This window comes from Agrobacterium sp. 5Ca50, assembly GCF_055381905.1.
This window is the reverse complement of record NZ_AP026438.1, coordinates 361,559-387,170: the sequence shown is the minus strand read 5'-3', so window position 1 is coordinate 387,170 and position 25,612 is coordinate 361,559. Positions and strand designations below refer to the sequence as shown.

The 25,612-nt window shown below is 54.1% G+C and carries 19 protein-coding genes, 1 tRNA gene and 1 riboswitch; of the genes, 8 read left to right on the top strand and 12 right to left on the bottom strand.

From position 1 onward, the window contains the following. Positions 1-39: 39 nt before the first annotated feature. The 5 genes from nrdF to ACZ5FM_RS01810 all read right to left on the bottom strand — a co-directional run bounded on the left by nrdF (position 40) and on the right by ACZ5FM_RS01810 (position 4,907). On the bottom strand, positions 40-1,014 hold the full coding sequence (nrdF, locus tag ACZ5FM_RS01830) for a class 1b ribonucleoside-diphosphate reductase subunit beta (RefSeq protein WP_464039529.1): 975 nt from the start codon (positions 1,012-1,014) through the stop codon (positions 40-42). Positions 1,015-1,032: 18 nt separating this feature from the next. Continuing rightward, positions 1,033-3,186, bottom strand: coding sequence for a class 1b ribonucleoside-diphosphate reductase subunit alpha (gene nrdE / locus ACZ5FM_RS01825; protein ID WP_464039528.1), 2,154 nt, complete (start codon positions 3,184-3,186; stop codon positions 1,033-1,035). Further along, on the bottom strand, positions 3,156-3,572 hold the full coding sequence (gene nrdI / locus ACZ5FM_RS01820) for a class Ib ribonucleoside-diphosphate reductase assembly flavoprotein NrdI (RefSeq protein ID WP_275640571.1): 417 nt from the start codon (positions 3,570-3,572) through the stop codon (positions 3,156-3,158). Before nrdI ends, nrdE begins: the two co-directional genes overlap by 31 nt. 12 nt (positions 3,573-3,584) lie before the next feature. Further along, positions 3,585-3,806 carry a glutaredoxin-like protein NrdH gene (gene nrdH / locus ACZ5FM_RS01815; RefSeq protein ID WP_192487051.1) on the bottom strand — a complete coding sequence of 74 codons (222 nt, stop codon included), beginning with the start codon at positions 3,804-3,806 and terminating at the stop codon, positions 3,585-3,587. Between the two features lie 248 nt (positions 3,807-4,054). Next, positions 4,055-4,272: riboswitch (cobalamin riboswitch) on the bottom strand. A gap of 558 nt (positions 4,273-4,830) precedes the next feature. Then, a tRNA-His gene (locus ACZ5FM_RS01810) sits at positions 4,831-4,907 on the bottom strand. 311 nt (positions 4,908-5,218) lie between these two features. On the opposite strand from ACZ5FM_RS01810, the gene ACZ5FM_RS01805 reads away from it, so the two are divergent. Continuing rightward, complete coding sequence (locus tag ACZ5FM_RS01805) at positions 5,219-8,905, top strand: ATP-binding protein (protein ID WP_464039526.1); 3,687 nt, start codon at positions 5,219-5,221, stop codon at positions 8,903-8,905. 358 nt (positions 8,906-9,263) lie between these two features. Continuing rightward, a complete protein-coding gene (locus ACZ5FM_RS01800) occupies positions 9,264-10,814 on the top strand; it encodes an ABC transporter permease (protein WP_464040409.1) in 1,551 nt (516 codons plus the stop codon). A gap of 317 nt (positions 10,815-11,131) precedes the next feature. Here the strand turns inward: ACZ5FM_RS01800 and ACZ5FM_RS01795 are convergent, their stop codons facing one another. The 5 genes from ACZ5FM_RS01795 to ACZ5FM_RS01775 form a co-directional block, all read right to left on the bottom strand. Next, positions 11,132-11,953 carry an ABC transporter permease gene (locus tag ACZ5FM_RS01795; RefSeq protein WP_192487048.1) on the bottom strand — a complete coding sequence of 274 codons (822 nt, stop codon included), beginning with the start codon at positions 11,951-11,953 and terminating at the stop codon, positions 11,132-11,134. Positions 11,954-11,963: 10 nt separating this feature from the next. Then, entirely contained in the window at positions 11,964-12,869 is a 906-nt protein-coding gene (locus ACZ5FM_RS01790) for an ABC transporter permease subunit (RefSeq protein WP_259147418.1), read from the bottom strand. An 11-nt stretch (positions 12,870-12,880) separates the two neighbouring features. Continuing rightward, positions 12,881-14,038, bottom strand: a complete 1,158-nt coding sequence (locus ACZ5FM_RS01785; RefSeq protein WP_464039525.1) for an ABC transporter ATP-binding protein — start codon at positions 14,036-14,038, stop codon at positions 12,881-12,883. Between the two features lie 117 nt (positions 14,039-14,155). Continuing rightward, positions 14,156-15,250 (bottom strand): polyamine ABC transporter substrate-binding protein, encoded by a 1,095-nt coding sequence (locus ACZ5FM_RS01780; RefSeq protein ID WP_192487045.1) that lies wholly within the window; start codon positions 15,248-15,250, stop codon positions 14,156-14,158. Positions 15,251-15,378: 128 nt separating this feature from the next. After that, entirely contained in the window at positions 15,379-16,797 is a 1,419-nt protein-coding gene (locus ACZ5FM_RS01775; RefSeq protein WP_464039524.1) for a helix-turn-helix domain-containing protein, read from the bottom strand. A gap of 236 nt (positions 16,798-17,033) precedes the next feature. Between ACZ5FM_RS01775 and aceA the strand changes: the two genes are divergently transcribed. Then, positions 17,034-18,323: an isocitrate lyase gene (aceA, locus tag ACZ5FM_RS01770; RefSeq protein ID WP_464039523.1), complete on the top strand. Its 1,290-nt coding sequence runs from the start codon at positions 17,034-17,036 to the stop codon at positions 18,321-18,323. A 65-nt stretch (positions 18,324-18,388) separates the two neighbouring features. Beyond that, positions 18,389-18,634 (top strand): SMc00767 family acetate metabolism repressor, encoded by a 246-nt coding sequence (locus ACZ5FM_RS01765; protein WP_192487042.1) that lies wholly within the window; start codon positions 18,389-18,391, stop codon positions 18,632-18,634. Positions 18,635-18,700: 66 nt separating this feature from the next. Here ACZ5FM_RS01765 and ACZ5FM_RS01760 read toward each other — a convergent pair whose 3' ends face one another. Together ACZ5FM_RS01760 and ACZ5FM_RS01755 are read right to left on the bottom strand one after the other, a co-directional pair. After that, positions 18,701-18,835, bottom strand: a complete 135-nt coding sequence (locus ACZ5FM_RS01760) for a hypothetical protein (protein ID WP_259147434.1) — start codon at positions 18,833-18,835, stop codon at positions 18,701-18,703. A gap of 184 nt (positions 18,836-19,019) precedes the next feature. Further along, positions 19,020-20,201, bottom strand: a complete 1,182-nt coding sequence (locus tag ACZ5FM_RS01755) for a BaiN/RdsA family NAD(P)/FAD-dependent oxidoreductase (RefSeq protein ID WP_464039522.1) — start codon at positions 20,199-20,201, stop codon at positions 19,020-19,022. Positions 20,202-20,328: 127 nt separating this feature from the next. Here ACZ5FM_RS01755 and ACZ5FM_RS01750 point away from each other — a divergent pair, with 127 nt between their 5' ends. The 4 genes from ACZ5FM_RS01750 to pgl all read left to right on the top strand — a co-directional run bounded on the left by ACZ5FM_RS01750 (position 20,329) and on the right by pgl (position 25,526). Beyond that, positions 20,329-21,765, top strand: coding sequence for a glutamine synthetase family protein (locus ACZ5FM_RS01750; protein WP_250983601.1), 1,437 nt, complete (start codon positions 20,329-20,331; stop codon positions 21,763-21,765). Between the two features lie 126 nt (positions 21,766-21,891). Continuing rightward, positions 21,892-23,178: an NAD(P)/FAD-dependent oxidoreductase gene (locus ACZ5FM_RS01745; protein WP_464039521.1), complete on the top strand. Its 1,287-nt coding sequence runs from the start codon at positions 21,892-21,894 to the stop codon at positions 23,176-23,178. A 161-nt stretch (positions 23,179-23,339) separates the two neighbouring features. Then, positions 23,340-24,815 carry a glucose-6-phosphate dehydrogenase gene (zwf, locus tag ACZ5FM_RS01740; protein ID WP_259147442.1) on the top strand — a complete coding sequence of 492 codons (1,476 nt, stop codon included), beginning with the start codon at positions 23,340-23,342 and terminating at the stop codon, positions 24,813-24,815. Between the two features lie 12 nt (positions 24,816-24,827). Next, positions 24,828-25,526, top strand: a complete 699-nt coding sequence (pgl, locus tag ACZ5FM_RS01735; protein WP_259147445.1) for a 6-phosphogluconolactonase — start codon at positions 24,828-24,830, stop codon at positions 25,524-25,526. Positions 25,527-25,612: the final 86 nt, after the last annotated feature.

The window sequence follows — 25,612 nt, the reverse complement described above, 5'->3', positions numbered from 1 at the left end:
ACCCCACTTTGCGTGCGAACTGGACAAACAGGTCGCGGTTTAGAAATCCCAGTCGTCATCCTCAGTCGCAACCGCTTTACCGATGACGTAGGACGAACCAGAGCCGGAAAAGAAGTCGTGATTTTCGTCTGCATTGGGTGAAAGCGCTGAAAGAATTGCCGGATTAACCTTGCATGCTTCCGGCGGAAACAGGGCCTCATATCCCAGATTCATCAGCGCCTTGTTGCCGTTGTAGTGCAGGAATTTCTTGACGTCTTCGCTGAGGCCAACACCATCATAGAGTTCCTCTGTGTATTTCGCCTCGTTGTCATAAAGCTCAAGCAGCAAATCAAAGGCAAAGTCCTTGATCTCCTGTTTCGTGGTATCGCTGAGACGAACCAGCGCCCGCTGGAACTTGTAGCCGATGTAATAACCGTGAACGGCTTCGTCGCGAATGATAAGGCGGATCAAGTCAGCCGTGTTGGTCAGCTTGGCGCGGCTGGACCAATACATAGGAAGGTAAAAGCCGGAATAGAACAGGAAGCTTTCCAGGAAGACGCTGGCGACCTTCTTCTTGAGAGGGTCATCGGAGGCATATTGCTCCATGATCAATGTCGATTTGCGCTGCAGGAACTCGTTTTCTTCCGACCAGCGATAGGCATCATCAACATCAGGTGTCAGGCACAGCGTCGAGAAGATAGAAGAATAGGAGCGCGCATGCACCGCCTCCATAAAGGAAACGTTGGACAGCACTGCCTCTTCATGCGGCGTGGTGGCATCTGCCATTAGCTTTACCGCACCGACACCGTTCTGAATGGTGTCGAGCAGTGTAAGTCCGGTAAACACACGGATGGTGAGCTGCTGTTCCTGCGAGGTCAATGTTGCCCAGGATGGGATATCATTGGAGAGCGGCACCTTTTCCGGCAGCCAGAAATTGCCGGTCAAACGGTTCCAGACTTCCAGATCCTTGTCGTCCTCGATGCGGTTCCAGTTGATTGCACGCAGACGGCTGGCCGTCTTGATTTGCATGTTCATGTTGCTTGTCCCTCAAATTTACAGCGTACAGGAAACGCAGCCCTGAACCTGCGTGCCTTCCAGCGCCATCTGGCGCAACCGAATGTAATAAATGGTCTTGATGCCCTGCTTCCACGCATAGATCTGGGCGCGATTGATATCGCGGGTGGTGGCGGTGTCGCGGAAGAACAGTGTCAGCGACAGTCCCTGATCGACATGTTGCGTGGCCGCGGCATAGGTATCGATGATCTTTTCAGGACCGATCTCATAGGCATCCTGATAATATTCAAGATTGTCATTGGTCAGATAGGCTGCGGGATAATAGACGCGGCCAATCTTGCCTTCCTTGCGGATCTCGATTTTCGAGACAATCGGATGGATCGATGACGTCGAGTGGTTGATGTAGGAGATCGAGCCGGTTGGCGGCACGGCCTGCAGGTTCTGGTTATAGAGTCCAGATGTCATGACCGCTTCTTTCAATTCCTGCCAGTCGTCCTGGGTCGGAATGTGAATACCGGCCTTTTCAAACAGTTCCTGAACCCTCTCAGTCGCAGGCGTCCATTCGCGCTGTGTGTATTTGTCGAAATATTCGCCGGACGCATATTTGGAGTTTTCAAAGCCCTTGAAGCTTTCACCAAGTTCCGTAGCCAGCCGGTTCGATGCGCGGACTGCGTGGTAAGCCACAGTGTAGAAATAGATATTGGTAAAATCGACGCCTTCTGGTGAACCATAATAAATGCGCTCGCGGGCGAGATAACCGTGCAAGTTCATCTGGCCGAGACCAATCGCGTGGCTTTCCTCATTGCCCTTTGCGACCGATGGCACGGATAAGATATGGCTCATCTGCGAAACGGCGGTCAAAGCGCGAATTGCAGTCTCGATGGTGGCGCCAAAATCTGCAGAGTCCATCGCGGCAGCAATATTCAAAGAACCGAGATTGCAGGAAATATCCTTGCCCATATGGCTGTAGGAAAGGTCATCATTAAAGACACTTGCGTCGCTGACCTGCAGGATTTCGGAGCACAGATTGCTCATGGTGATACGACCGGCAACAGGGTTTTCCCGGTTCACCGTATCCTCGAACATGATGTATGGATAACCGCTCTCGAACTGGATTTCTGCAATGATCTGGAAGAACTCGCGCGCCTTGATCTTCTTCTTGCGAATGCGGCTGTCGGCAACCATTTCGCGGTATTTTTCAGTCACCGAAATCTCGGTAAACGGCACACCGTAAACCCGCTCCACGTCATAAGGCGAGAAGAGGTACATATCCTCGTTGTTCTTTGCCAGCTCAAAGGTGATGTCGGGAATGACCACGCCGAGCGACAGGGTCTTGATGCGGATTTTTTCATCGGCATTTTCGCGCTTGGTGTCGAGAAACCGCATGATGTCAGGGTGGTGCGCATGCAGATAAACCGCCCCTGCCCCCTGGCGTGCGCCGAGCTGATTGGCATAGGAAAATGCGTCTTCCAGCAGTTTCATCACCGGAATGACCCCGGATGACTGGTTTTCGATGTTCTTGATCGGTGCGCCCATTTCGCGGACGTTGGTCAGGGACAGGGCGACACCGCCGCCACGCTTGGACAATTGCAGGGCGGAATTGATGGAGCGGCCAATGCTTTCCATGTTGTCTTCGATGCGCAACAGGAAGCAAGACACCAGCTCGCCGCGTTGCTTTTTACCGGCATTGAGAAATGTCGGCGTTGCCGGCTGGAAACGACCGGAAATCACCTCATTCATCAGGTCGCGGGCCAGCTGCTCATTACCGCGCGCCAGCGTCAGCGCCACCATGCAGATACGATCTTCGTAGCGCTCAAGGTAACGCTTGCCGTCAAAGGTTTTCAGCGTGTAGCTGGTGTAATATTTGAACGCACCCAGGAAGGTCGGGAAGCGGAATTTACGCGCATAGGCTTCGTCGAAAAGATCACGCACGAAATTGAAGGAATACTGGTCCAGAACCTCCTGTTCGTAATAGCCTTCCAGGACCAGATAATCGAGCTTTTCCCGCAGGTTATGGAAAAAGACCGTGTTCTGGTTGACGTGTTGCAGAAAATATTGCCGTGCCGCCAGCTTGTCCTTGTCGAGCTGGATTTTGCCATCCTCATCATAGAGGTTCAGCATCGCGTTCAGCGCGTGATAATCCAGCGCCGTTTCACCCGCCTTTAGTGGGCGCTCGAGTGTTGTGACGTCCAAAATCGTTCCAATCCATGTTTGGCTTTCGCAACATCTTCCCCGGTACCCAACAGCTCGAATTTGTAGAGAAAGGGCACGTCGCATTTGTGGGATATGATGTCACCGGCAAGGCAGTAGGCCTCGCCGAAATTGGTGTTTCCAGCGGCGATAACACCGCGAATTAAGCTTCGATTTTCCGTAGAGTTCAAAAACTGGATAACCGGTTTCGGCACCGCACCTTTTGCGCCGCCACCACCATAGGTCGGCACGACGAGCACATAGGGTTCTGTCACCAGCGGCGGGACCTGATCTGCCGCAACTGGTAGGCGCAGCGCCCGAAACCCCAGCTTTTCAACAAAACGGCGGGTGTTTTCCGATGTCGATGAATAATAGACTATCAGCCCCATGCCGATCGTCCGTCACGACAGCGTGCTGATCATATCCGGCCTGAAACCGGCCCAATGGGTGTCACCCGCCACAACAACCGGCACCTGACGGTAACCGAGATTCTGCACATGCATCAGCGCCTGATCATCAACGGAAACATCGATGACATTGTACGCAATACCCTGTCGCTCGAGAGCGCGTGTCGTGGCCGTGCACTGTACGCATGCAGGTTTGCTGTAGACGGTGATATTCATGACGTTCCTCGTTGGTCGATAAAATTGGGCAAGCGGATGCATTCGGTTACGTCTTGACGACAAAACCGTTGGTTCTTAAAATTCTCGGGGGTCTGAAATCACATCAGATTAAATACCGCGCGCGCGTCATGACGAACGGAACACGTATTTCATACAGCATGCTTTCACCCCGAAGCTTTGGCAGGGGTCAAATGTGCGCATGCCAAGCTATGCCTGGGATAACACGCACCCTTCGGACACCCCGCCCGTGGATTGTCTTGTTCGAGGCAGGTCTCCTGGCTCGCGGGTCACGGCATCATACCCAGTCTTCCCAAAGCACACATGCTTCAGTGACGGAATTAAGTAGACGCTATCCGCTTACAGTTGCGGGGGCAGCTATGGCATCGCCTGACTACGCTGGCTCACCATATTCCCATCTTAGCTTCCATGTCTTGCGACCGGAAGAACCTAGAACGCTACATATAGTAGTTATTGCGCGCGATTCGTCAATCAACCACAAGCCCGAAAACTGCTTTCCTCACAACAGAATGCATTCGTTTGATGGAGAGCGTGTGACGGAACGTTTGTCGGCCTGCATTGCGGGCCTTTCCCCCATGCTGCACCACTCGCTATATCGAGGCAATGAATGATGCTTTGCTGTGGGACCGTGCGTAAAAACTGTATGAAAATACTGGGCTTCTCACACATCAGGATGTTCTGATTTGCGACATTCTGCTGTGGCTTGACCTCATCTGTCGCATTTTCAGTCTCGCCAAAGTGATTGCCTGAACGACAAACAGATGCAGTTAGAATGTTGAGATAAAATCGCGTTTAAGCGAATCAATGTGCTGCTTTAGGCGTAGTGCGCCACAAGTCGCGTTTCAAAGCCGGTGATTTCGATCTGAACACACAAACCGGGCGCACCGGACGCAAATTTGCGAAAACTCCAGAAAGCGGTCACATGGTGAGAAACCATAGCAGACAGGGCAACCGGGGCTTTTTACATCCCTAGCGTCTTACAACTGTCTGAATTTATGTGGAAAAATGGTACGGTTGAGTGGAGTTGAACCACCGACCTCAGGTGCCACAAACCTGCGCTCTAACCAACTGAGCTACAACCGCACACGACCGGCCGCAAGGCCGCTATGGGGGTCACATACGGGGTGTTTTCCGTTTTTGCAAGACCCTTTGAACTTTTTACAAAAAAAGACGTGGAATAGCAAATGCCGATCATTGACCGCAGGCCCACCAACAACCAAACTTCTGGCAATTAACTCTGTTTGCCAATTCCCTGCTGGTGATTATGGACCGCCGCGCGCTGGGAAGTTATTTAATATTCTGTTAACATGCCCTGTACGCATTAATGCTTGGCTTTTCATGAGGAAAAGCGACAGAAACATGCTGGGGTCAGCAGTACCAGAATAGGTTTCGAGATGCCCGCCGTTCAATATCCTTTCATAGATATAGCTGTTCATGAGCGTGTGCGTGACCGTTTTGGCCGGGGCGAAGCCCTCGTGTTGTTTTCTGTCGATCTCGAACATGTCCTGTGGGCAAACGGTCGCGGCGCCTCGCTGTTCGGCACGCCTTCAATCTATGATTTTGTGGATCATGGCCCGAAGCCGCAGGATATCACCTTCCGACAGATTTCGATGGCGGCGAGCAAGCTATCCGCCGTTGGCGATTCCCAGTTTTTTACCGCGCGTATTGCCGCGGGTTTCAGAACCTTTCCGGTGAAGGCAATCGTCGAACTGATCGAGGTCGATAACAATACCCAGGCCATTCTTTTTGCATCGCCCGTTGATGTGCAACAACCGTCGGCGCAGGACTGTGCAAATCGCATGATCGAAGGTTTCAGCGATCCCGACATTCATTTGGCGGTGCTGGATGAGAGTGGGCTGATCCTTGCTGCGTCGGATAATTTTCGCAATCTCGGCATCACGCCTAATACCGTAAAAACGCTGACAACAATGACCCAGCATCAAGCCGGGCATCTGGTTAAGCGCCCTATTCCAACCGGCAAGGGTTATTTGCCAGCTGCGACCGGCCAGCTTAGCCAGACACCGATCATGAACCTGTTGTTTGTGGTGGAAACTGCAATCGGGACACTCGACCCGGTTTTCGACGGCAGTGAGCAAGACGATGTCGCTCTGGCAGCGCCCGTGGCAGCTGTAGAGGTGACAGAACAGGTTATTGAACCAGCTGAAAACAAATTCGAGACACTGATCAACGATATCGCCACCATTGAAGATCTGCCGCAGCAGGACGAAGAGTTTGATGCGTCGGAAGCACTTGATGCGCAGGCGTCGCTGATCTTCTCTGACGTTGAAGCGCCTGAACGGGCTGAGGCTGAGGCTGAGGCTGAGGCTGAGGCTGAGGCTGAGGCTGAGGCTGAGGAAAACATTGATGTTGCAGAGGAAGAAGTACAGCGCTCTGTTACCGAAAATTATGATGAGCGCTCCAAGGACCTCGACTTTCCTGTTTTTGACGACATCGAACCAGTTACCGTCGCGGATGTAGCTGTAGAAACTGTTTTAGAAACAGAAGCTGTGGCCGAAGAAATTGAACAGGCTGACGACGCACCATCTGCGGCGGCGGGCACATTCATATTCAACCCATCGGCCCGGGCTTCGCGGTTTGTCTGGAAAATCGATGCGAATGGTTGCTTCAGTTCGATCTCGCACGAATTTGCCGAAGCGGTCGGACCGCGCTCTGCCGCTGTCGAGGGCATGTCCTTTGCGGATGTTTCGAGCCTGCTGAACCTCGACAAGGACGGCAAGATTACCGAACTGCTCAGCAAACGTGACACATGGTCCGGCAAAACGATTTTCTGGCCGGTCGAAGGCACATCACTTGTTGTGCCGATCGATCTGGCAGCCCTGCCGACCTATACGCGCACCCGCGAGTTTGACGGTTTTCGCGGTTTCGGCATCGTGAGATTGGCCGATGCCGTTGAAGACCCGCATGCTATCGGCCTGACACTTGCCGAAACCGATATCGCTCCTTTGGTAGACGTGGTCGACACGACGCTGCCAGAGGCCGAGACTATTCTGCCTCAGGAAGAGCCACAGGCAGACGAGGCGCCAGTCGCCGAGGTCGAAGACCATGAGCCGGAAGCCGAACTGACCGACGAGCCGGTTATCGTCGCGGAGGAGCAGAGCGAAGCAGAACGCGGAAAGCCTGCCGCTTTGCAGCCGCCGCACGAAGAAGTTCCTGTGCTTCGGATCAGCGAAACCCCAAATCGACGTTTCTCGGACAAGATCATTCAGCTGGAAGAACATCGTTCCCGTGGGCGCGATGGCTTGAGCCCCGGCGAACAGGCTGCATTCCGTGAAATTGCGCGCCAGTTGACGCCCAAGGACGAATTGGAACCTGCGCCGGTGTCCGAGCCTCTGTCACCCGTGCAAGAGGTTGAGCTGGAAAGCCCGGTTGCTGATGTCTCGGACGTTTCTGAAGAGATCGCTGTTGAAGCGCCCATCTCGCTCACTGACGAGCTGACACCGGCAGAAGAAGAAATCACAGCCACGTCAGAGGCTGACGCACCGGAAGCGCCTGAGGTTACCGACGTAGAACCTGAGATCACCGAGGTGGAACACGAAGCGCCATCTGCCCGTGAGGTCGGTACATTGACGGAAGAAACCGTTGATGCGCTGCCGCTGGCGCTGCTCATCCACACAGGCGACGACCTTATTCACGCCAACCCGGATTTCCTGCGTCTGACTGGCTATAGCTCTGTTGAGGAACTGGCTTCGGTTGGTGGCATTGACGCGCTGCTGCAAAGACAGGATCTGGAGAATATCGGCGAAGGCAGCGGCGGCATGGTTGCCGTAAGTGCCGAAAACGATCTGATTCCCGTCAATGCCCGCCTGCAGTCCATTCGCTGGAATGGCGCCGCCGCACTGATGTTGTCGCTGGTGCCGGTCCACAAGGTCGTGGAGCCAGCCCCTGTCACTCCAGTGGCCGAGGTGATCGAAGCTCCTGCGAACACCCTTGCGGTCGAGACATTGCAGGGTGAAGTCGATGAGTTGCACTCGATCCTCGAAACGGCAACTGATGGCATCGTCATCCTGGACGAGGAAGGCACCATACGCTCCCTCAACAGGTCTGCCAGCGCCTTGTTCAATTACGACAATGGCGAGATCAGCGGCAAACCCTTCGTTGTTCTGTTTGCGCATGAAAGCCAGAAGGCCGTTCTCGATTATCTTTCGGGCCTGTCGAACAATGGTGTCGCCAGTGTTCTGAACGACGGCCGTGACGTTATCGGCCGCGAAGCAAGCGGTGGTTTCCTGCCGCTGTTCATGACCATTGGGCGGCTCAAGTCTTCCAGAGGGTTCTGCGCGGTCATCCGCGACATTACCCAGTGGAAACGTACCGAAGAAGAATTGCGCAATGCAAAGCGTGTGGCGGAAACCGCCAACGCGCACAAGACCGACTTCCTTGCCCGCGTCAGTCATGAAATTCGCACGCCGCTTAACGCCATTATCGGTTTTGCCGACATGATGGCAACGGAACGTTTCGGGCCGATTGGACACCCGCGTTATGTCGAATATGCCAATGATATTGGCCGCTCTGGACGCCATGTGCTGGATATCGTCAATGATCTGCTCGATATCTCGAAAATCGAAGCCGGCCAGATGGATCTCGATTTCGTGGCTGTTGAACTGAACGAAACGATCTCCGAAGCGGTATCGCTGGTGCAGCCACAGGCCAACAACCAGCGCGTCATCATCCGCACGTCGCTGTCGCAGTCGGTTCCCGCCATTGTGGCCGATCTTCGTTCGATCAAGCAGATCGTGCTCAACATTCTTTCCAACGCCATCCGCTTCACACCGGCTGGCGGGCAGATTGTTGTGTCAACCGCCTACGAGCCGAATGGCAGTGTCAACCTGCGTATTCGCGACACCGGCATCGGCATGAGCCGTTCCGAACTGGAACAGGCGATGAAGCCTTTCCGGCAGGTGGCGTCCAGCAACCGCATTCGTGGCGATGGTACCGGCCTCGGCCTGCCGCTGACCAAGGCGATGGTTGATGCGAACCGGGCGAATTTTTCGATCAGTTCTTCGCAAAATGAAGGCACGCTGGTTGAAATCAACTTTCCCTCGCAGCGCGTTCTCGCCACCTGAGTGAATTATTTTTAAGAGGGCGTTGCATCCCGTCACAGGAATGCAACGCCCTTTTTACGTTAACTTCGCCACGCAAATCCGCGGCCGCTTTTGACAGCGTGCTTTTGCCGCGGGATTTTCACATGATGCTTTATGAAAGCAGTTCCTGTTTGAGTAACGATGCTGTAAATAGCGGACTTCTTTTGCAGTAACGGATTTCTGCCGGACAGCCGGTGGAAGGATCAGACAATTGCAGTCAGCCGATACCAGTCTCCAGCATGTCTCCGGGCCAAGCACACGCTTTAACCTGTTGAGTCTCATTGCAATTCTCGTGGCGCTCGTGGTCGCCATTCCCATCATTGCGGTTTTCTGGATTGCCATGAGCGGTGGTGTTGGAAACTGGGAGCATTTGTTTGCCTATGTGTTGCCACGCGCCGGTGGTAGGACGGTATTGCTGTTGTTGTGCACCGGCTTGCTGGCAACTTTCTTCGGTGCCTTGACCGCCTGGCTGGTCACGACGTTCGAATTTCCGCTGCGGCGTATCCTGTCTCTGGCGCTCGTTCTGCCGCTCGCCATCCCCGCCTATCTGGCGGCCTATGCCTTCGGCGAATTTTTCGATTTTACCGGGCCATTGCAGTCGGCAGTGCGTAGCCTGTTCGGCTATCACAGCATCAAGGATTACTGGTTTCCGGACATTCGCTCGCTGGGTGGCGCGGTGCTGGTGCTCAGCTCAGTACTTTACCCTTACATCTATCTGTCTGCCCGGTCGGCGTTCAGTATGCAGGGACGGTTTGCGGCCGAAGCTGCGCGTACCATGGGCGCTTCTTCCTGGCGGATTTTCTGGCAGGTGCAATTGCCGATGGCGCGCCCGGCGATCATGATCGGACTGACACTGGTGCTTATGGAAACACTCAATGATATCGGCGCTGTCGAATATCTCGGTGTGCAGACACTTACCTTCACGATCTACGAAACATGGTTGAACCGTGGCAGCTTGGCTGGCGCCACGCAGATTGCTGCGGTGGTACTGCTGATTGTTGGTGCGCTGATCCTGTTGGAGAGAACAGCGCGTAAACGTCAACGCTTTTCCACCCCGAAAACCACGATGATGGCGCAACGGTTTCTGCTGAAACCGCTAACCGGTCCCAGGAAATGGCTGGCGACCGTTACCTGTGCGATACCGGTTTTGACCGGTTTTGCCATTCCCGTTCTGGTGCTTGGCACCTATGCGGCCAAAAGGCTTGACGGATTTCTGTCTCCTAAGCTGCTGGAAGCCCTATGGCATAGCCTGTCTGTTTCAGGCACCGCGGCCTGCCTTACACTTGCCATGGGTTTCGTGCTGTCCTATGCCGCCCGCGCCAATTCCTCACCAGTGACACGCACAGCTGGCCGGGTCGCCTCGCTGGGTTACGGAATACCCGGCACGGTTCTGGCGATTGGCGTGCTTATTCCGCTTGCCGGCTTTGACAATCAGGTCGACGCTTTCATGCGCGGCACATTTGGCTATTCAACCGGTCTGATGATGAGCGGAACGGCCTTTGCGATCATCTACGCAAGCACAGTGCGTTTCATGACCATGGCAGAAGGATCGCTGGATGCCGGCTTCCAGAAGCTTTCACCACATATGGATATGGCGTCACGCACTCTGGGCCGCACAAAACTGCAAACGCTTGTCTCGGTGCTCATTCCCAATATGCGGCCGGCAGCGCTGACCGCATCGCTATTGGTGTTTATCGAATCTTTGAAAGAATTGTCAGCGACAATTCTGCTGCGCCCATTCAGCTTCAATACGCTGGCAACACTTGTCTATGAAGATGCCTCGCGCTCCAAGGTGCAGGATGCATCTGTCGCGGCCATCATCATCATTGCAGCAGGGCTTATTCCGGTGGCACTGGTTTCACGATCGCTCGAACAGCGACCGTCTGAGTAATCACCCAAAAAGAAAGGCAGCTAACGCTGCCTTAAAAATTAATGCTGTTCAACGAAAGGAGGAGTAGGCCGACATCATGTCTGTAGGACCAGAGGTCCTTGCGCCATCCACTCATCGGATGGCCCCACGTTGGTTTACTTTTGTCAAACGCCTCTTAACAGTGTGTTAAAAACCGCCCCAATCTATCAATGGCAAAAACTCGCGCATGTCTTTTGACACATGCCTTAAACCGACACCGGATTGCCTTAGAGCCGAATGCAAAAGCGCGCCAGAGTTTGACCCTGACGCGCCTGATAGGTTCAAACCTACAATGCTGTTCAGCCTGCCGCAGCCTTGGCCGCCGCGTGCTCATCACGAATGCGTTGCAGTTCGGTCCGTTTCGAGGCAATCGACGCAAAGATCACACCCATGGTGACCAGACCGATCAGGATCGTACATATCGCATTGATTTCCGGTGTCACGCCAAGGCGAACCTGCGAGTAGATCTTGATGGGCAGCGTCGTGGCTCCCGGACCTGTCGCAAAGCTGGCAATAACCAGGTCGTCAAGCGACAGGGTAAATGCCAGCATCCAGCCTGCCAGAACCGCCGGGAGAATAAGTGGCAAGGTAATGCGGAAGAAAGTTTTGACAGGTGGGCAACCAAGATCCTGCGCTGCTTCTTCAAGGCTGCGGTCAAAGGTCAAAAGGCGTGATTGCACGACGATTGCCACGTAACACATGGTGAATGTGGTGTGGGCAATGACCACCGTCCAGAAACCTCTGTCGACACCAACCGCCACAAACAACAGCAATAGCGAAAGCCCGGTGATGACTTCCGGCATGACGAGCGGTGCATAGATCATACCGGAAAACAGCATGCGTCCCGGAAAACGGGCAAAACGTACCAGCGACAGCGCTGCCAATGTGCCGAGGATCGTGCCAAGGGTGGCGCTCAATACACCGACCCGGGCTGTCACCCAGGCGGCATCCATCAGACCCTGGTTTGACCACATGGCACTGTACCATTGCAGGGAGAAACCACCCCATACAGTGACCAACTTCGAGGCATTGAACGAATAGATCACCAGAATGATGATCGGGATGTAGAGAAACGCGAACCCAAGGGTAAGGACGGTTACGTCGAACTTTCTGTTTTTCATTGCCCTGCCCTCACGCTTTCTGCTGCTGGTTCTGGAAGATGGCGATCGGAACCACCAGCACCAGAAGAAGCAGAACGGCAACAGCCGAGGCAATTGGCCAGTCACGGTTACCGAAGAACTCGGTCCACAATGTCTTGCCGATCATCAATGTTTCCGCACCACCCAGCAGATCAGGGATAACAAATTCACCGGTAATCGGGATGAAGCAGATCATCGAGCCAGCAATCACCCCCGGCATGGAAAGCGGGAAGGTAATTTTCCAAAAGGCTTTCCATGGTGGGCAACCAAGGTCGGTTGCCGCTTCCAATAGGGTATTGTCGAGTTTTTCCAAGGCTGAATAAAGCGGCAAAACCATGAATGGCAGATAGGAATAGACCATGCCGATAAACACGGCCGTTTCCGTACGGAAGATATGGACCTGCTGATCAGGCGCCATAAGTCCCAGCCATTGCAGGAACACCGTCAACAGCCCCTCTGGTTTCAGAATTCCGATCCATGAGTAAACGCGGATCAGGAACGAAGTCCAGAATGGCAGGATCACAAGCATCACCAAGGTCGGGCGAATGGTGGACGGTGCACGCGCCATGGCAAGTGCCATCGGATATCCGATCAGCAGCAACATCAGCGTTGAAATGAAGGCAATTCTTACCGAAGAAAAATAGGCATTCACGTAAAGTGCGTCTTCGGTGAGAAAGAGGTAATTGTCAAAATTGAGTTGCGACAGAAAATCGCCGATAGCGCCGAAACCCTCAAAAACCGGCGTATAAGGCGGCATGGCAATCGCCGTAGCAGACAGCGATATTTTGACAATGATAAAAAACGGTACGGCAAAAAACAGCAGCAGCCAGAAATAAGGAACTGCTACTACCAACCAGCGTGCAAGACTTTGTTTGTTTTCCGAAGAGGCCGTTGCCATGAGAACCTCCCTTAGTTGGTCAAAACCATACCGGAATCTGGTCGCCAGTTGAGCCACACCGTATCATCAAAGGTGATCGGGCGATCAACAAGGCGGGACACGTTGGCTTGAGCCGCACGCATGATGCGGCCATCCGCCAGCTTGACGAGGAACACCGAGAAGTCCCCAAGATAACCGATGTCCCAGACCTGCCCACTGACTGCATTTGTCGTGGTATCTGCTGGTGGATCGATAGTGATACGGACCTTTTCCGGTCGAATGGCAAAAGCAACCTTGTTGCCGACTACGGCCTTGCAATCCTGCTCGACTGTCACACCCAAACCTTCACAATCGAGAAGGACGGTTCCGGGTTTGCCGACACCTGCCATATTGGACAACACGCTTGCCTCGAATATGTTGATATCGCCAATGAAGTCCGCAACATAACGGCTGTTGGGTGCCTCATAGATTTCCGCAGGCGTGGCAACCTGAACCACATTACCCTTGTCCATGACCGCGATACGGTCGGAAACGGTCATCGCCTCTTCCTGATCGTGAGTCACAATCAGGAAGGTCAGGCCCAGGCTTTGCTGGATATCCATGAGTTCAAACTGGGTTTCTTCGCGCAGTTTTTTGTCCAGCGCGCCAAGCGGCTCATCCAGCAACAAAACCTTCGGGCGTTTGGCAATCGATCGCGCTAAAGCAACGCGCTGTCTTTGACCGCCCGACAGCTGACTTGGTTTGCGTTTTGCAAACTCTGTCAGCTTGACCATGCGCAGCATTTCTTCAACGCGCGCCGATATGTCCGCTTTGGGCAAACCATCCTGCTCCAGGCCGAACGCAATGTTCTTTTCGACCGTCATGTGCGGGAAAAGTGCGTAGGATTGAAACATCATGTTGGTCGGTCGTTTGTGCGGCGGGGTACCTGAAATATCCTTGCCTTGCAGCAGGATACGGCCTTCCGTTGGCTCTTCAAAACCGGCCAGCATGCGCATCAGCGTGGTCTTGCCACAGCCGGATGGTCCCAGCAGCGAGAAGAACTCACGTTCATAGATATCAAGTGTCAGATTGTTGACAGCGACAAAATCACCAAAGCGTTTGGTGATGTTTTCAAAGCGGATGAAGGGTACGGATGCGGGATCGTCCCAGGGACTGAATTTTCGTTTTACAGGTCCGAGAGACTTCGCCATTCGCAATCCCCTAAAAATAACAATGAGGCGGGCAAATGGTAGCTGCCAGCCCAACAAGCTGGCAACCAATGGTCAGAAACGTGCCCGCCGGCCGTTTCTGAACCAGCGGGCCCAAAATCAGCTACCGGTTTTTATCTGTGTCCAGACGCGGTTCAGAACGCGCTGTTCTCTCGGTCCATAAGGCGAGATGGTGAAGAGCTTCTTCATTGTCGCTTCGTCAGGATAAACTGCCGGGTTCTTGGAAACGGCTTCATCCATCAACGCCTGTGATGCCAGGTTACCGTTGGCGTACTGAACATAATCAGACGCCTTGGCGATGACTTCCGGCTTCATCAGGTAGTTGATGAAGGCATGAGCTTCGTCAACATTCTTGGCATCCGCAGGAATGGCAAGGTTGTCAAACCACATGTAGGTGCCTTCCTTCGGAATGACGTAGTCGACAGTCACACCGTTCTTGGCTTCTTCAGCACGCGTCTTTGCCTGAAGAATATCGCCGGACCAACCGATGGTGATGCAGGTATCGCCATTGGCAAGTTCGTCGATATAGGCAGACGAGTTGAAGGTCTTTACCGATGGACGGATCGCCTTGTAGACTTCACCACCAGCTTCCAGATCAGCAGCTTCCTTGCTGTCCGGATCCTTGCCGATGTAGTTCATTGCAATTGCGAAGGTTTCGTCCGAAGCATCAAGAATGTTGATGCCACAGCTCTTCAGCTTTTCGGCATTTTCAGGCTTGAACAGAATGTCCCAGCTATCGATTTTCACGTCACCGAGAGCTGCTTTAACCTTGTCGACATTGTAACCAATGCCTGTTGTGCCCCACATGTAGTTCACGGCATATTCATTGCCGGGGTCGTACTTGGCGAGACGCTCGCTGACTTCCGGCCACATGTTGCTGAGGTTTGGAATTTTGGATTTGTCGAGCTTCTGAAACACGCCTGCCTGGATCTGGCGGGCGAGGAACGGTGCAGTTGGCACGACAACGTCGTAACCGGAGTTACCGGCCAGCAGCTTGGTCTCAACCAGTTCGTTGCTGTCAAAAACGTCGTAGACAACCTTGATGCCGGTTTCCTTGGTGAAATCGGTCAGGATCGATTCGTCGATATAATCGGACCAGTTGTAAACATGGACCACTTTTTCCTGTGCGAGGGCCGTACCGGCCATCAACATTGCGGCGAAGGCGACAGACATACCAAGTGAGCGCTGCGTCATGATTTCTCCTGTTAATACGCCTTTCGAAGCAGGCGGCATCCCCTTTTTGAATGAGACTAGAAAGGAAAAAGATTATCGGCAAGCGGGAAATGTGCAGTGCAGAATTTTCCCACTTCACTTTTTTGGAGTTACTGAAAATCAAAAACACTCAATCCTGTAACCATTTCATCCAAACCCAATGGACGGGTTACCGGCGCTTGCGCTCTTGAGAGACAACCGGAGCGTTCACACAGGCGACAGGAAACACCGATGCCAACGGTGCCACTCGTTACTCTGGCAACATCACCATAGATTGTCTCGGCGCCTTGAGTGATATCGCAGGCCAGCAAAATCGCTGTGCGCCGCACCCTTTCACCAAAGGCTGTTTTGGGACCCTCGATCGTTCTGGCGATTGTTAAAAATGTGTCCCCATCCAGCACCTCGGCCGCTTCGGCCATAAGTTGTCCCGGCTGACTGAAGGCGGCATGGATATTGAGCCGCGGACAGTGGCCACCAAAGCTTGAATGCGGAAAGCCATGCGCTCCTATCTTGCGAAAGCGATTGCCCGCCTGATCAATCTCCATCAGGAAAAAAGCAATGCCAGGCGCACCCGGCCGTCCCAAAGAGACAAGTCGATTGGCGACCTGCTCGAAGGACACCTGAAACCGTGACGCGAGAAGATCCAGATCATATCTGAAACGTTGCGCCGCCGCGAAAAATGAGCCGTAAGGCATGATCAGGGCATGAGCAGCGTAGCGGGCGAGTTCAAAACGCGCCAGGCGTTTGGCTTCTGGGCTACTGAGGTCCAGGGTTTCCAGCGACGCCTGTATCTCCGGCTGGAGCATCAGAAGGCATGCCTCCATCGCCATTTCCTGCAGCCGGTCAAAAGGTGACAACCGCTCGGACAGAAACAACCGCATGGAATGCCTGTCATACCGCCTGCGAAGATTTGGCATCGCATGGATGGGGAAGGTGCGCACCACGACGCCGTGCATTTTCTGCAGCCAGGTTTTCAAGGCTGCCGGCAGGTCGTCACCCGGTTTCAATTGCTCATGGAATGTTTCGGCCGCGTCATCGATCACGGCAAAATAATAGCTGCAATGTTCAAAGGCATCGCGGACCTCATCGATCGGCAACCGCGCCGATGACAGCGACGGACCTTGACCATCCCTGGCCATCAAGCCCGCCAGGTCAGACAGCCGTTCAGCCTGTTCACGGTAGGCCCGATACAGTTTCATGATGCCGCCGGCCACATTGGGTGCAGCATCTGCCACCTCGACCAGTTCCTGCGGAGATGGCACCTCCCCCGTCAGCAGCGGATCGGCAAACACTTCCCGTAACTGCGTGGCAACACCGCCGCTTTCACCCTGTAATTCATCCAGGTCAATCTTGTACACAGACGCCAGTTTCAACAGCAGCTGCACGGTCAAGGGCCGCTGGTTGCGTTCGATCAGGTTGAGATAGGACGGCGAAATGCCCAACCCCTCTGCCATGGAGGTCTGCGTCAAACCAAGGCCATTGCGCACGCGCCGCACACGCGGGCCTGCAAAAATCTTATTCTCCGCCACAGGCTCCTCCCTTTGACAAGAATATTACAAGATCGAGCTGTCGTTGTTTTTACAATTTTTACAAAATTACTACAGCCGTCAGTAAAAGATACTACATCCTAACCTCTTTCAAGTCACTGATTTTATGTTTCCAATAGAACCAAACGGAGTGATTATGTAAATTCAGTCATAGAAAATCTGAGACATTCTTTTGGGAAGAAACGTCTCCTTTTCTATTTTACATACGGGAGAGAGATATGACTGATTTTTACAATCTGGTACCAAACGCACCCAAAGGCCGTTTTGACGGCATCGAGCGGACATATACCGCTGAAGACGTGAAGCGTCTGCGCGGGTCTGTGGACATTCGTTACTCCCTGGCGGAAATGGGTGCAAACAGACTGTGGCAGCTTCTGGAGCAGGATGATTTTATCAATGCGCTGGGAGCACTGTCGGGCAATCAGGCCATGCAGATGGTTCGCGCCGGCTTGAAGGCCATTTACCTCTCGGGTTGGCAGGTTGCCGCCGACGCAAATACTGCATCGGCCATGTATCCTGATCAGTCTCTCTACCCCGCCAACGCGGCACCGGAGCTGGCAAAACGCATCAACCGCACCCTGCAGCGGGCGGACCAGATCGAAACATCTGAGGGCAAGGGCCTGTCGGTGGAGACATGGTTTGCACCAATTGTTGCCGATGCGGAGGCCGGCTTTGGTGGCCCGCTCAATGCGTTTGAGATCATGAAGGCCTTTATCGAGGCGGGTGCCGCCGGTGTTCACTACGAGGACCAGTTGGCATCGGAAAAGAAATGCGGACATCTGGGCGGCAAGGTGCTGATCCCTACAGCGGCCCATATCCGCAATCTCTCCGCTGCGCGCCTTGCCGCAGACGTCATGGGTGTCTCCACGCTGGTGATCGCCCGCACCGACGCCGAGGCTGCCAAGCTTTTGACATCCGATATCGATGAACGCGATCAGCCCTTCGTCGATTACGATGCTGGCCGCACGGTTGAAGGTTTCTACCGCGTCAAAAACGGACTTGAACCCTGCATCGCACGCGCCAATGCCTATGCGCCTTATTGCGACCTGATCTGGTGTGAGACATCAAAACCGGACCTCGAGCAGGCACGCAAATTTGCCGAAGGCGTGCACAAGGTTCATCCGGGCAAAAAGCTCGCCTATAACTGCTCGCCCTCGTTCAACTGGAAAAAGAACCTGGATGACGCAACCATTGCCAAGTTCCAGCGTGAGCTTGGAGCAATGGGTTACAAGTTCCAATTTATTACACTTGCCGGTTTCCATCAGCTCAACTACGGCATGTTTGAACTGGCACGCGGATACAAGGACCGGCAGATGGCCGCCTATTCGGAATTGCAGCAGGCTGAATTTGAAGCCGAGATCAACGGTTACACGGCGACAAAACACCAGCGTGAAGTTGGCACCGGGTATTTCGATGCGGTCTCATTGGCGATTACCGGCGGGCAATCATCCACAACCGCCATGCATGAATCGACTGAACACGACCAGTTCCGCCCTGCGGCTGAATAACTGGCACTGCAAAACCTCGCATCAAAAGTCCGGTCCGGACCGATGCGTCAAAGGAGGAAAAGGAAATGGCTTCTATTTCGAGAGTTCGTGAGCGGGCCGAGGAACAGTCTTCGGCCATGACACAAGACCAGCAGGCCGCCATCCGTATGTTGGCCAATGATCTGCATCGCCTCAATCAGGCGGTTATGAATGCGGTTGAGGCGGGTGTTTCGGTTGAGCTGGTTCGCTCGGCACGCCACCACAGCGGCGGCGGTAATTGGGGTGATCTGTTGATCCCTGTTATCGTTGCCCAGAACAACGCGGCAGCCTGATTTTACACTGCACACAACAAGCCGGGCGGTCCACTGCCCGGTTTTTTCTATTTGGATTGCGAGAAATTACGCCAACAACAGCGCGCAAAGCGTGGCGAAAGCACCAGCAGCAATAAGCGTCAGCCTGAAGATGAGGAGCTGCTTACGGTCCTCTGCGCGGGCAATAGCAATTGCGCGGGCACGTCTGCTGTTGTTTTTCATAAGCGGTTCCTAACGAGAAACATAACCGGCATGCCGCTTGGCGGCGCCCAGCAGCACATCATGTAACGGCATAAACCGCGCTGGTATCAAGCAGGATGCCTCGACGCTTGTTAACAAGTCCTTAATGAACGTGGTGTTTCACCATCGCCATTAAAAATGACTTAACTCGTTGTTTTATTACAGATCAGGCCGTTTCGCCTGCCGCATGGCCACTCGCCCATGCCCACTGGAAATTGTAACCGCCAAGCCAGCCGGTTACATCAACACATTCACCGATAAAATACAGGCCTGGGACGGTTTTTGCCTGCATATCCCTGGAGTCGAGGCCGTTCGTGTCAACGCCGCCGAGCGTGACCTCGGCGGTGCGGTATCCTTCCGAACCGGAGGGCTTTATCTGCCAGTTCCGGATAGCTTCAACCAGGGTCGCCAGCTTGCGATCAGCCATGTCCGCCAAGGGCCCGGTTATACCGGAAGCTTCGACGGTATACTGCGCCAGACGTTTCGGCAGGATATCTCCCAGCACCGTCTGCGGTGACTGTTTGCCGTTGCTTTTGCGGGCTTCTTTCAGCCGTTCCAGAATATTTGTGTCCGGTTCCAGCTTCAGGCGGATGGTTTCGCCTTCCCGCCAATAGGATGAGATCTGCAGGATCGACGGCCCGCTCAGACCACGATGGGTAAACAGCAAGGCTTCCCGGAAACTCGTTTTGCCTGAGGATACTTCAGCAGGCACCGCAACGCCTGAAAGCACGGACAGCTTTTCCAGCATGGTCGGATCAAGTGTTAAGGGCACAAGGCCGGGCCGCGTTTCGATAATCGGCAGGCCGAATTGTTCGGCCACACGATAGGCAAACCCAGTCGCGCCCATTTTGGGAATGGATTTGCCACCGGTTGCAATAACCAGACTTTGTGCCTCGATCACACCTGATGAAGTGGAGACGCTGAAACCACTGTCGGTTTTTTCGACGCCGGAAAGTTCTGTCTGCAACAGAAGCTCAGCGCCAACGCCGCGCATCTCTTTTAGCAGCATGGCAATAATATCTTTGGCGCTATTGTCGCAAAACAATTGCCCAAGGGTCTTTTCGTGCCAGGCAATGCCGTGTTTTTCGACCAGCGTCAGAAAATCGGCGGGCGTATAACGCGCCAGTGCCGACTTGGCGAAATGAGGATTTCCCGACAGGTAGTTTTTGGCCGTGGCATGAATATTGGTAAAGTTGCACCGCCCACCACCGGAAATTCTGATTTTTTCACCTGGTGCCTTGGCGTGATCGACAATGATGACCGAGCGTCCACGCTGGCCGGCGCGGATGGCACACATCATGCCCGCAGCCCCTGCTCCCACCACCAGAACATCGCATCGCCGAACCATTTTTCATCCTTTGCTATCTCTTGCCTTCTCTTTTCAGAACATGGAGCAATGTCAATGCGGTTTCCCCCTCGCCAATTGCCAAACTCTGGTTATGATAGCGCCATTCGAAACAGACCTTCGGTGATTTATGCCTGCAAAGAGAACCATGCTCCGCCCAAAAAAATCGGCAACCATGGCAAAACCGGCAGCTCCAGACCTTTCCTCTACTCGTGGTGTTTCCTCCTGGCGTGAAGCCGCACAATGGTTGCGGGCACGGGGTATCGAGGACATTGAGTGCATTACACCGGACCTTGGCGGTGTACCGCGCGGCAAGATGATGCCGACCTCGAAATTTACCGGCGATACATCGCTGGCGCTGCCATCGGCACTTTATCGCCATACGATTTCCGGCGAATATCCGGACGAAACCGCGAACTTCCGTTATGAGCCACGCGACAGCGACCTCAAGCTCGTCCCTGATCTTTCGACACTGTCGGTTGTGCCATGGGAAAGCGATCCGACCGCACAGGTTATCTGTGACGTGGTTGACGCCGAAGGACAATCCGTTCCCTACACTCCACGCAACGTGCTGAAAAACGTGCTGTCGCTGTATGCCGACAAGGGTTGGAAACCGGTTGTTGCACCGGAAATCGAATTTTATCTGGTCGCCATGAACGATGACCCGGATTACCCGCTGCACCCACCAAAGGGACGTTCGGGCCGTTCAATCGTAGGCGGACAGAGCTATTCAATTGCCGGCATCAACGAATTCGACGAGTTGATCGACGATATCTATCACTTCTCGGAAAAGCAGGGTCTTGAGATCGACACGCTGATCCACGAAGAAGGTCCGGCACAGCTTGAAATCAACCTTCGCCACGGCGATCCCATCGAGCTTGCCGATCAGGTTTTCCTGTTCAAGCGAACCATTCGCGAAGCAGCCCTCAAGCATGGTATCTATGCAACCTTCATGGCCAAGCCCATGCAGGGACAGCCAGGCTCGGCAATGCATATTCACCAATCGGTTCTGAATATTGAAACCGGCAAGAACATTTTCTCGACCGATAGCGGCGACGCATCGAAGGAGTTCTTCCATTTTGTTGGTGGCATGCAGCGTTATGTTCCCAATGCACTGGTGATGCTGGCGCCTTACGTGAATTCCTATCGCCGCCTGACGCCTGACATGGCCTGCCCGGTGAACAATGCGTGGGGATATGACAATCGCACCACCGCTTTCCGCGTACCGATTTCCGGTCCGTCGGCACGGCGTGTTGAAAACCGCCTGCCCAGCTCTGACGCCAATCCATATCTGGCATTGGCCGCATCGCTGGCGTGTGGTTGGCTTGGCATCGTCAATGAAATACAGCCGACAGAACCAACCTATGAAACTGCCAATGAAGGCTCCATCGAGTTGCCGCGCGGTCTGCTGGAAGCGGTTGCGCTGCTGGAGGGAGAACCGGAACTGGAGCGGGTGTTTGGCCATGAGTTCGTTGGTCTTTATGCTGGCCTGAAACGGGGGGAGTTCGAAACGTTCATGCAGGTTATCAGCCCGTGGGAGCGGGAATTCCTGTTGCTGAACGTTTGATCCTACGGCATCGCTGCCATGGTCGAGGCCGACCTTTGGAACACGATGCGTAGAATTGAGTAACTTGGAGCACGCTCATGTGTCTGGCCGAAGGGTGGGCGCTCCAACACCGTCAAGGAATGTGCAATGACATGGCAAAGCCCGATAGCTCCCGGAATTTCCTGGTATCAGGCAACAATTGCTGACCGACTTGAATATCCCGCGATGGATGGGTCGAGAGAGGTTGAGGTCGCCATTATCGGTGGCGGTTTCACTGGCCTGCAAGCCGCCTATAATCTGGCTTTGAAAGGCATTTCCGTTGCCTTGATTGAAGCGAACCGCTTTGGTGACGGTGCATCGGGCCGCAACGGTGGCCAGTTCGGCACCGGTCAACGGTCATGGCCGGATGAACTGGAAGACGAGATCGGTTACGAGCGCTCCAAGGGCCTGTTCGATCTGGCAGAAAATGCCAAACATTACGTGCTGGATTTCGCCGCAGCCCATGGCATCGACATGGAGTATCTGCCGGGTCAGTTGAATGTGGCCCACAAACAGGCCTATGAAAAACATTATCGTAAAAGTGTCGAGGCGGCGGTCGAGCGTTATAATTACCCGCACATGTCCTATATGGACAAGGCAGAGGCCGAAGAACGCCTTGGCTCCACACATTATTATGGTGGCGTTCGTGACACCGGCACCGGCCATATCCATCCGCTGAAATTGTTGGTGGGGCTTGCAAAAGCCGCCAAGGCCGCTGGTGCTGAAATCTATGAGATGACAGCTGCGACCAGCCTTCGCCAGTCAAGCGGCAAAACAATCATCGAAACGCCGACGGGCAATATAACAGCCCGTCGCGTGTTGCTGGCGACCAACGCCTATATCGGCAATCTGGAACCGGTCACCGCTGCCCATATCATGCCGATCCGCTCCTTTATTGGTGCGACCGCGCCACTGGACAAGTTCCCGAGCATTCTGCCGGGCAAGGAGGCGGTTGCCGATTCACGTTTCGTGGTTCGTTATTTCCGTATGACGCCGGATAACCGGTTGTTGTTTGGCGGGCGCGAGGCCTATACGGCCGATACGCCACGGGACATTTCCACCCATATTCGCAAGCAAATTGCCGAAATCTATCCAGAGCTTGCCAATATCGAGATTACCCATGCATGGGGCGGCTCGGTTGGTATCACCATGCCGCGCCAACCTTTCGTGCGTGAGGTGATGCCTGGCGTCATGTCGATCGGTGGTTACTCCGGTCACGGTGTGATGCTTTCCAACTACTGCGGCAAGCTGTATGCGGATATGCTGACGGACAAGGATCGAGCGCTCGAGCAGTTCTCCTCCTTGAATGTCCCAGGTTTCCCCGGCGGGGCAACGTTGCGTGCGCCTCTGCTTTTCCTCGCATTGTCATGGTTTGCGCTGCGAGACCGTTTTTAATCGCCCGCTTCTGTCAGTGGGCATAACAATAGATAAACTTTCATTTTCGCCGGATAAAAGCGAAGTGACATCAAAATAATAATTCCCGACAACAAACTCTGGCGTTTTTAAATCGATTAGATTATCAATGCCCCCAACCCGTGAAGATCGAGAGAATCGGTATGAGCAGTCAAATTATTCCTGTTGACCCCTTTGATTGCGTCGTTTTCGGCGGCACAGGCGACCTGGCAGAGCGCAAGCTTCTGCCTGCGCTTTATCATCGTCAGGTAGAGAACCAACTCACGGACCCGACCCGTATTATCGGCGCGTCACGTTCGGTCATGACACATGAAGAATATCGCAAATTTGCCAAGGATGCTCTGAAAGAGCATCTGAAGTCAGGTGAATATGACGAAGCGCAGGTCACAAAATTCTGCGAACGCCTTTTCTACGTGCCAGTCGATGCGAAGTCAGACAATGGCTGGGATGTTCTCAAGAAGCTGCTGGAAGAAGGTAAGGAACGCGTTCGCGCATTTTACCTCGCCGTTGCACCGGGCATTTTTGGCGACATCGCCGACAAGATCCGCGAACACAAGCTGATTACCAAGTCGACACGTATCGTTGTTGAAAAGCCGATCGGCCGTGATCTCGCATCCGCTCTCGACCTGAACGACACGATCGGTCATGTCTTCAAGGAAGAGCAGATTTTCCGTATCGACCATTATCTGGGCAAAGAGACAGTTCAGAATCTGATGGCGCTGCGTTTTGCCAACGCTCTCTACGAGCCGCTGTGGAATTCCGCACATATCGACCACGTGCAGATCACCGTCGCCGAAGCTGTCGGCCTTGAAGGTCGCGCAGGTTATTACGACAAGGCTGGCGCGATGCGCGATATGGTGCAAAACCATATCCTGCAGCTTCTGTGCCTTGTTGCAATGGAACCTCCATCTTCACTCGATGCCGAAGCCGTTCGTGACGAAAAGCTGAAAGTCCTGCGTTCGCTGAGACCCATCGACAGCTCAAATGTCGAAAAGGCCACCGTCCGCGGCCAGTACCGTGCTGGCGCATCTGCCGGTGGCCCGGTCAAGGGTTACCTGGACGAGCTTGAAGGTGGCGTTTCCAACACGGAAACCTTCGTTGCCATCAAGGCTGAAATCGGTAACTGGCGTTGGGCCGGCGTTCCTTTCTACATCCGCACCGGCAAGCGTCTTGCCACGCGCGTTTCGGAAATCGTCGTTACCTTCAAGCAGATCCCGCACTCGATCTTTGACGATGCAGCCGGGAAGATCGAAGCCAACAAGCTGGTCATTCGCCTACAGCCGGATGAAGGCGTGAAGCAGTCCCTGCTCATCAAGGATCCAGGTCCAGGTGGCATGCGTCTGCGTCAGGTTTCGCTGGATATGAGCTTTGCAGAAGCCTTCAGCGTGCGCAGCCCGGACGCTTACGAGCGCTTGCTGATGGACACCATCCGCTCCAACCAGACCCTGTTCATGCGCCGCGACGAAGTCGAAGCCGCATGGGAGTGGGTCGATCCTATTCTGAAAAGCTGGGAAGACATCGGACAGGGCGTTCAGGGTTACACGGCTGGCACATGGGGTCCAAGCGGTGCGATTGCTCTTATCGAGCGCGACGGCCGTACCTGGCATGACGCCGACTAAGGAGATATGCTTATGGACGCACAGATGCATGTTTTCGAAAACGGCCCGGCGCTTGCTGAAAAGCTGGCCGCCGACGTTGCCGAACGCCTCAAGGCAGCGATCACCGAGAAGGAGACGGCCAGTATCGCCGTTTCCGGCGGCTCTACGCCAAAGCTGTTTTTTCAGGCGCTGTCCAAGCACGATCTGGAATGGAGCAAGGTTAATGTGACGCTGGTGGATGAGCGTTTTGTTGCCGCAGATAATGACCGGTCCAACCACAAGCTGGTTGCCGACAATCTGCTACAGAATAACGCAAAGTCCGCATATTTCATTCCGCTTTATCAGGCGGCCGCAACACCGGAAGATGCTGCGACCCTTGCCACGGTAAAGACGGAGCCGTTCTGCGATCCGTTCGACGTGGTTATTCTCGGCATGGGAACCGATGGGCACACCGCTTCGTTTTTTCCCGGTGGAGACAATCTCGAAGAAGCACTCGACCTCGATGAACCGCGCAGCGTTCTGACAATGGCGGCGGAAACCGCAGGCGAAGAAAGATTGACCTTCAATCTGTCCAGCCTGCACGATGCCCGCTTGCTTGTTCTTCACATTGAAGGTGCCGCCAAGAAGGAAACGCTTGAAAAAGCGAAAGCCGATCTGGATGAGGACGAAATGCCCATTCGGGCCGTACTGAACAGGGCAGATTCGCCCGTAAACATCTATTGGGCACCCTGATTTCTCCGGCCGGATCGTGACCGGCCAGAAACCGGGTTTACCCAAGACTGACAACAACATGAACATCGGCCTGTCCGTCCCAAGCG

Excerpts from the sequence above, each read along its gene's own strand:
- nrdF (WP_464039529.1), bottom strand. The coding sequence starts at position 1,014 with ATGAACATGCAAATCAAGACGGCCAGCCGTCTGCGTGCAATCAACTGG.
- nrdI (WP_275640571.1), bottom strand. The coding sequence starts at position 3,572 with ATGGGGCTGATAGTCTATTATTCATCGACATCGGAAAACACCCGCCGT.
- nrdH (WP_192487051.1), bottom strand. The coding sequence starts at position 3,806 with ATGAATATCACCGTCTACAGCAAACCTGCATGCGTACAGTGCACGGCC.
- ACZ5FM_RS01805 (WP_464039526.1), top strand. The coding sequence starts at position 5,219 with ATGCCCGCCGTTCAATATCCTTTCATAGATATAGCTGTTCATGAGCGT.
- ACZ5FM_RS01800 (WP_464040409.1), top strand. The coding sequence starts at position 9,264 with ATGAGCGGTGGTGTTGGAAACTGGGAGCATTTGTTTGCCTATGTGTTG.
- ACZ5FM_RS01795 (WP_192487048.1), bottom strand. The coding sequence starts at position 11,953 with ATGAAAAACAGAAAGTTCGACGTAACCGTCCTTACCCTTGGGTTCGCG.
- ACZ5FM_RS01790 (WP_259147418.1), bottom strand. The coding sequence starts at position 12,869 with ATGGCAACGGCCTCTTCGGAAAACAAACAAAGTCTTGCACGCTGGTTG.
- ACZ5FM_RS01785 (WP_464039525.1), bottom strand. The coding sequence starts at position 14,038 with ATGGCGAAGTCTCTCGGACCTGTAAAACGAAAATTCAGTCCCTGGGAC.
- ACZ5FM_RS01780 (WP_192487045.1), bottom strand. The coding sequence starts at position 15,250 with ATGACGCAGCGCTCACTTGGTATGTCTGTCGCCTTCGCCGCAATGTTG.
- aceA (WP_464039523.1), top strand. The coding sequence starts at position 17,034 with ATGACTGATTTTTACAATCTGGTACCAAACGCACCCAAAGGCCGTTTT.
- ACZ5FM_RS01765 (WP_192487042.1), top strand. The coding sequence starts at position 18,389 with ATGGCTTCTATTTCGAGAGTTCGTGAGCGGGCCGAGGAACAGTCTTCG.
- ACZ5FM_RS01760 (WP_259147434.1), bottom strand. The coding sequence starts at position 18,835 with ATGAAAAACAACAGCAGACGTGCCCGCGCAATTGCTATTGCCCGCGCA.
- ACZ5FM_RS01755 (WP_464039522.1), bottom strand. The coding sequence starts at position 20,201 with ATGGTTCGGCGATGCGATGTTCTGGTGGTGGGAGCAGGGGCTGCGGGC.
- ACZ5FM_RS01750 (WP_250983601.1), top strand. The coding sequence starts at position 20,329 with ATGCCTGCAAAGAGAACCATGCTCCGCCCAAAAAAATCGGCAACCATG.
- ACZ5FM_RS01745 (WP_464039521.1), top strand. The coding sequence starts at position 21,892 with ATGACATGGCAAAGCCCGATAGCTCCCGGAATTTCCTGGTATCAGGCA.
- zwf (WP_259147442.1), top strand. The coding sequence starts at position 23,340 with ATGAGCAGTCAAATTATTCCTGTTGACCCCTTTGATTGCGTCGTTTTC.
- pgl (WP_259147445.1), top strand. The coding sequence starts at position 24,828 with ATGGACGCACAGATGCATGTTTTCGAAAACGGCCCGGCGCTTGCTGAA.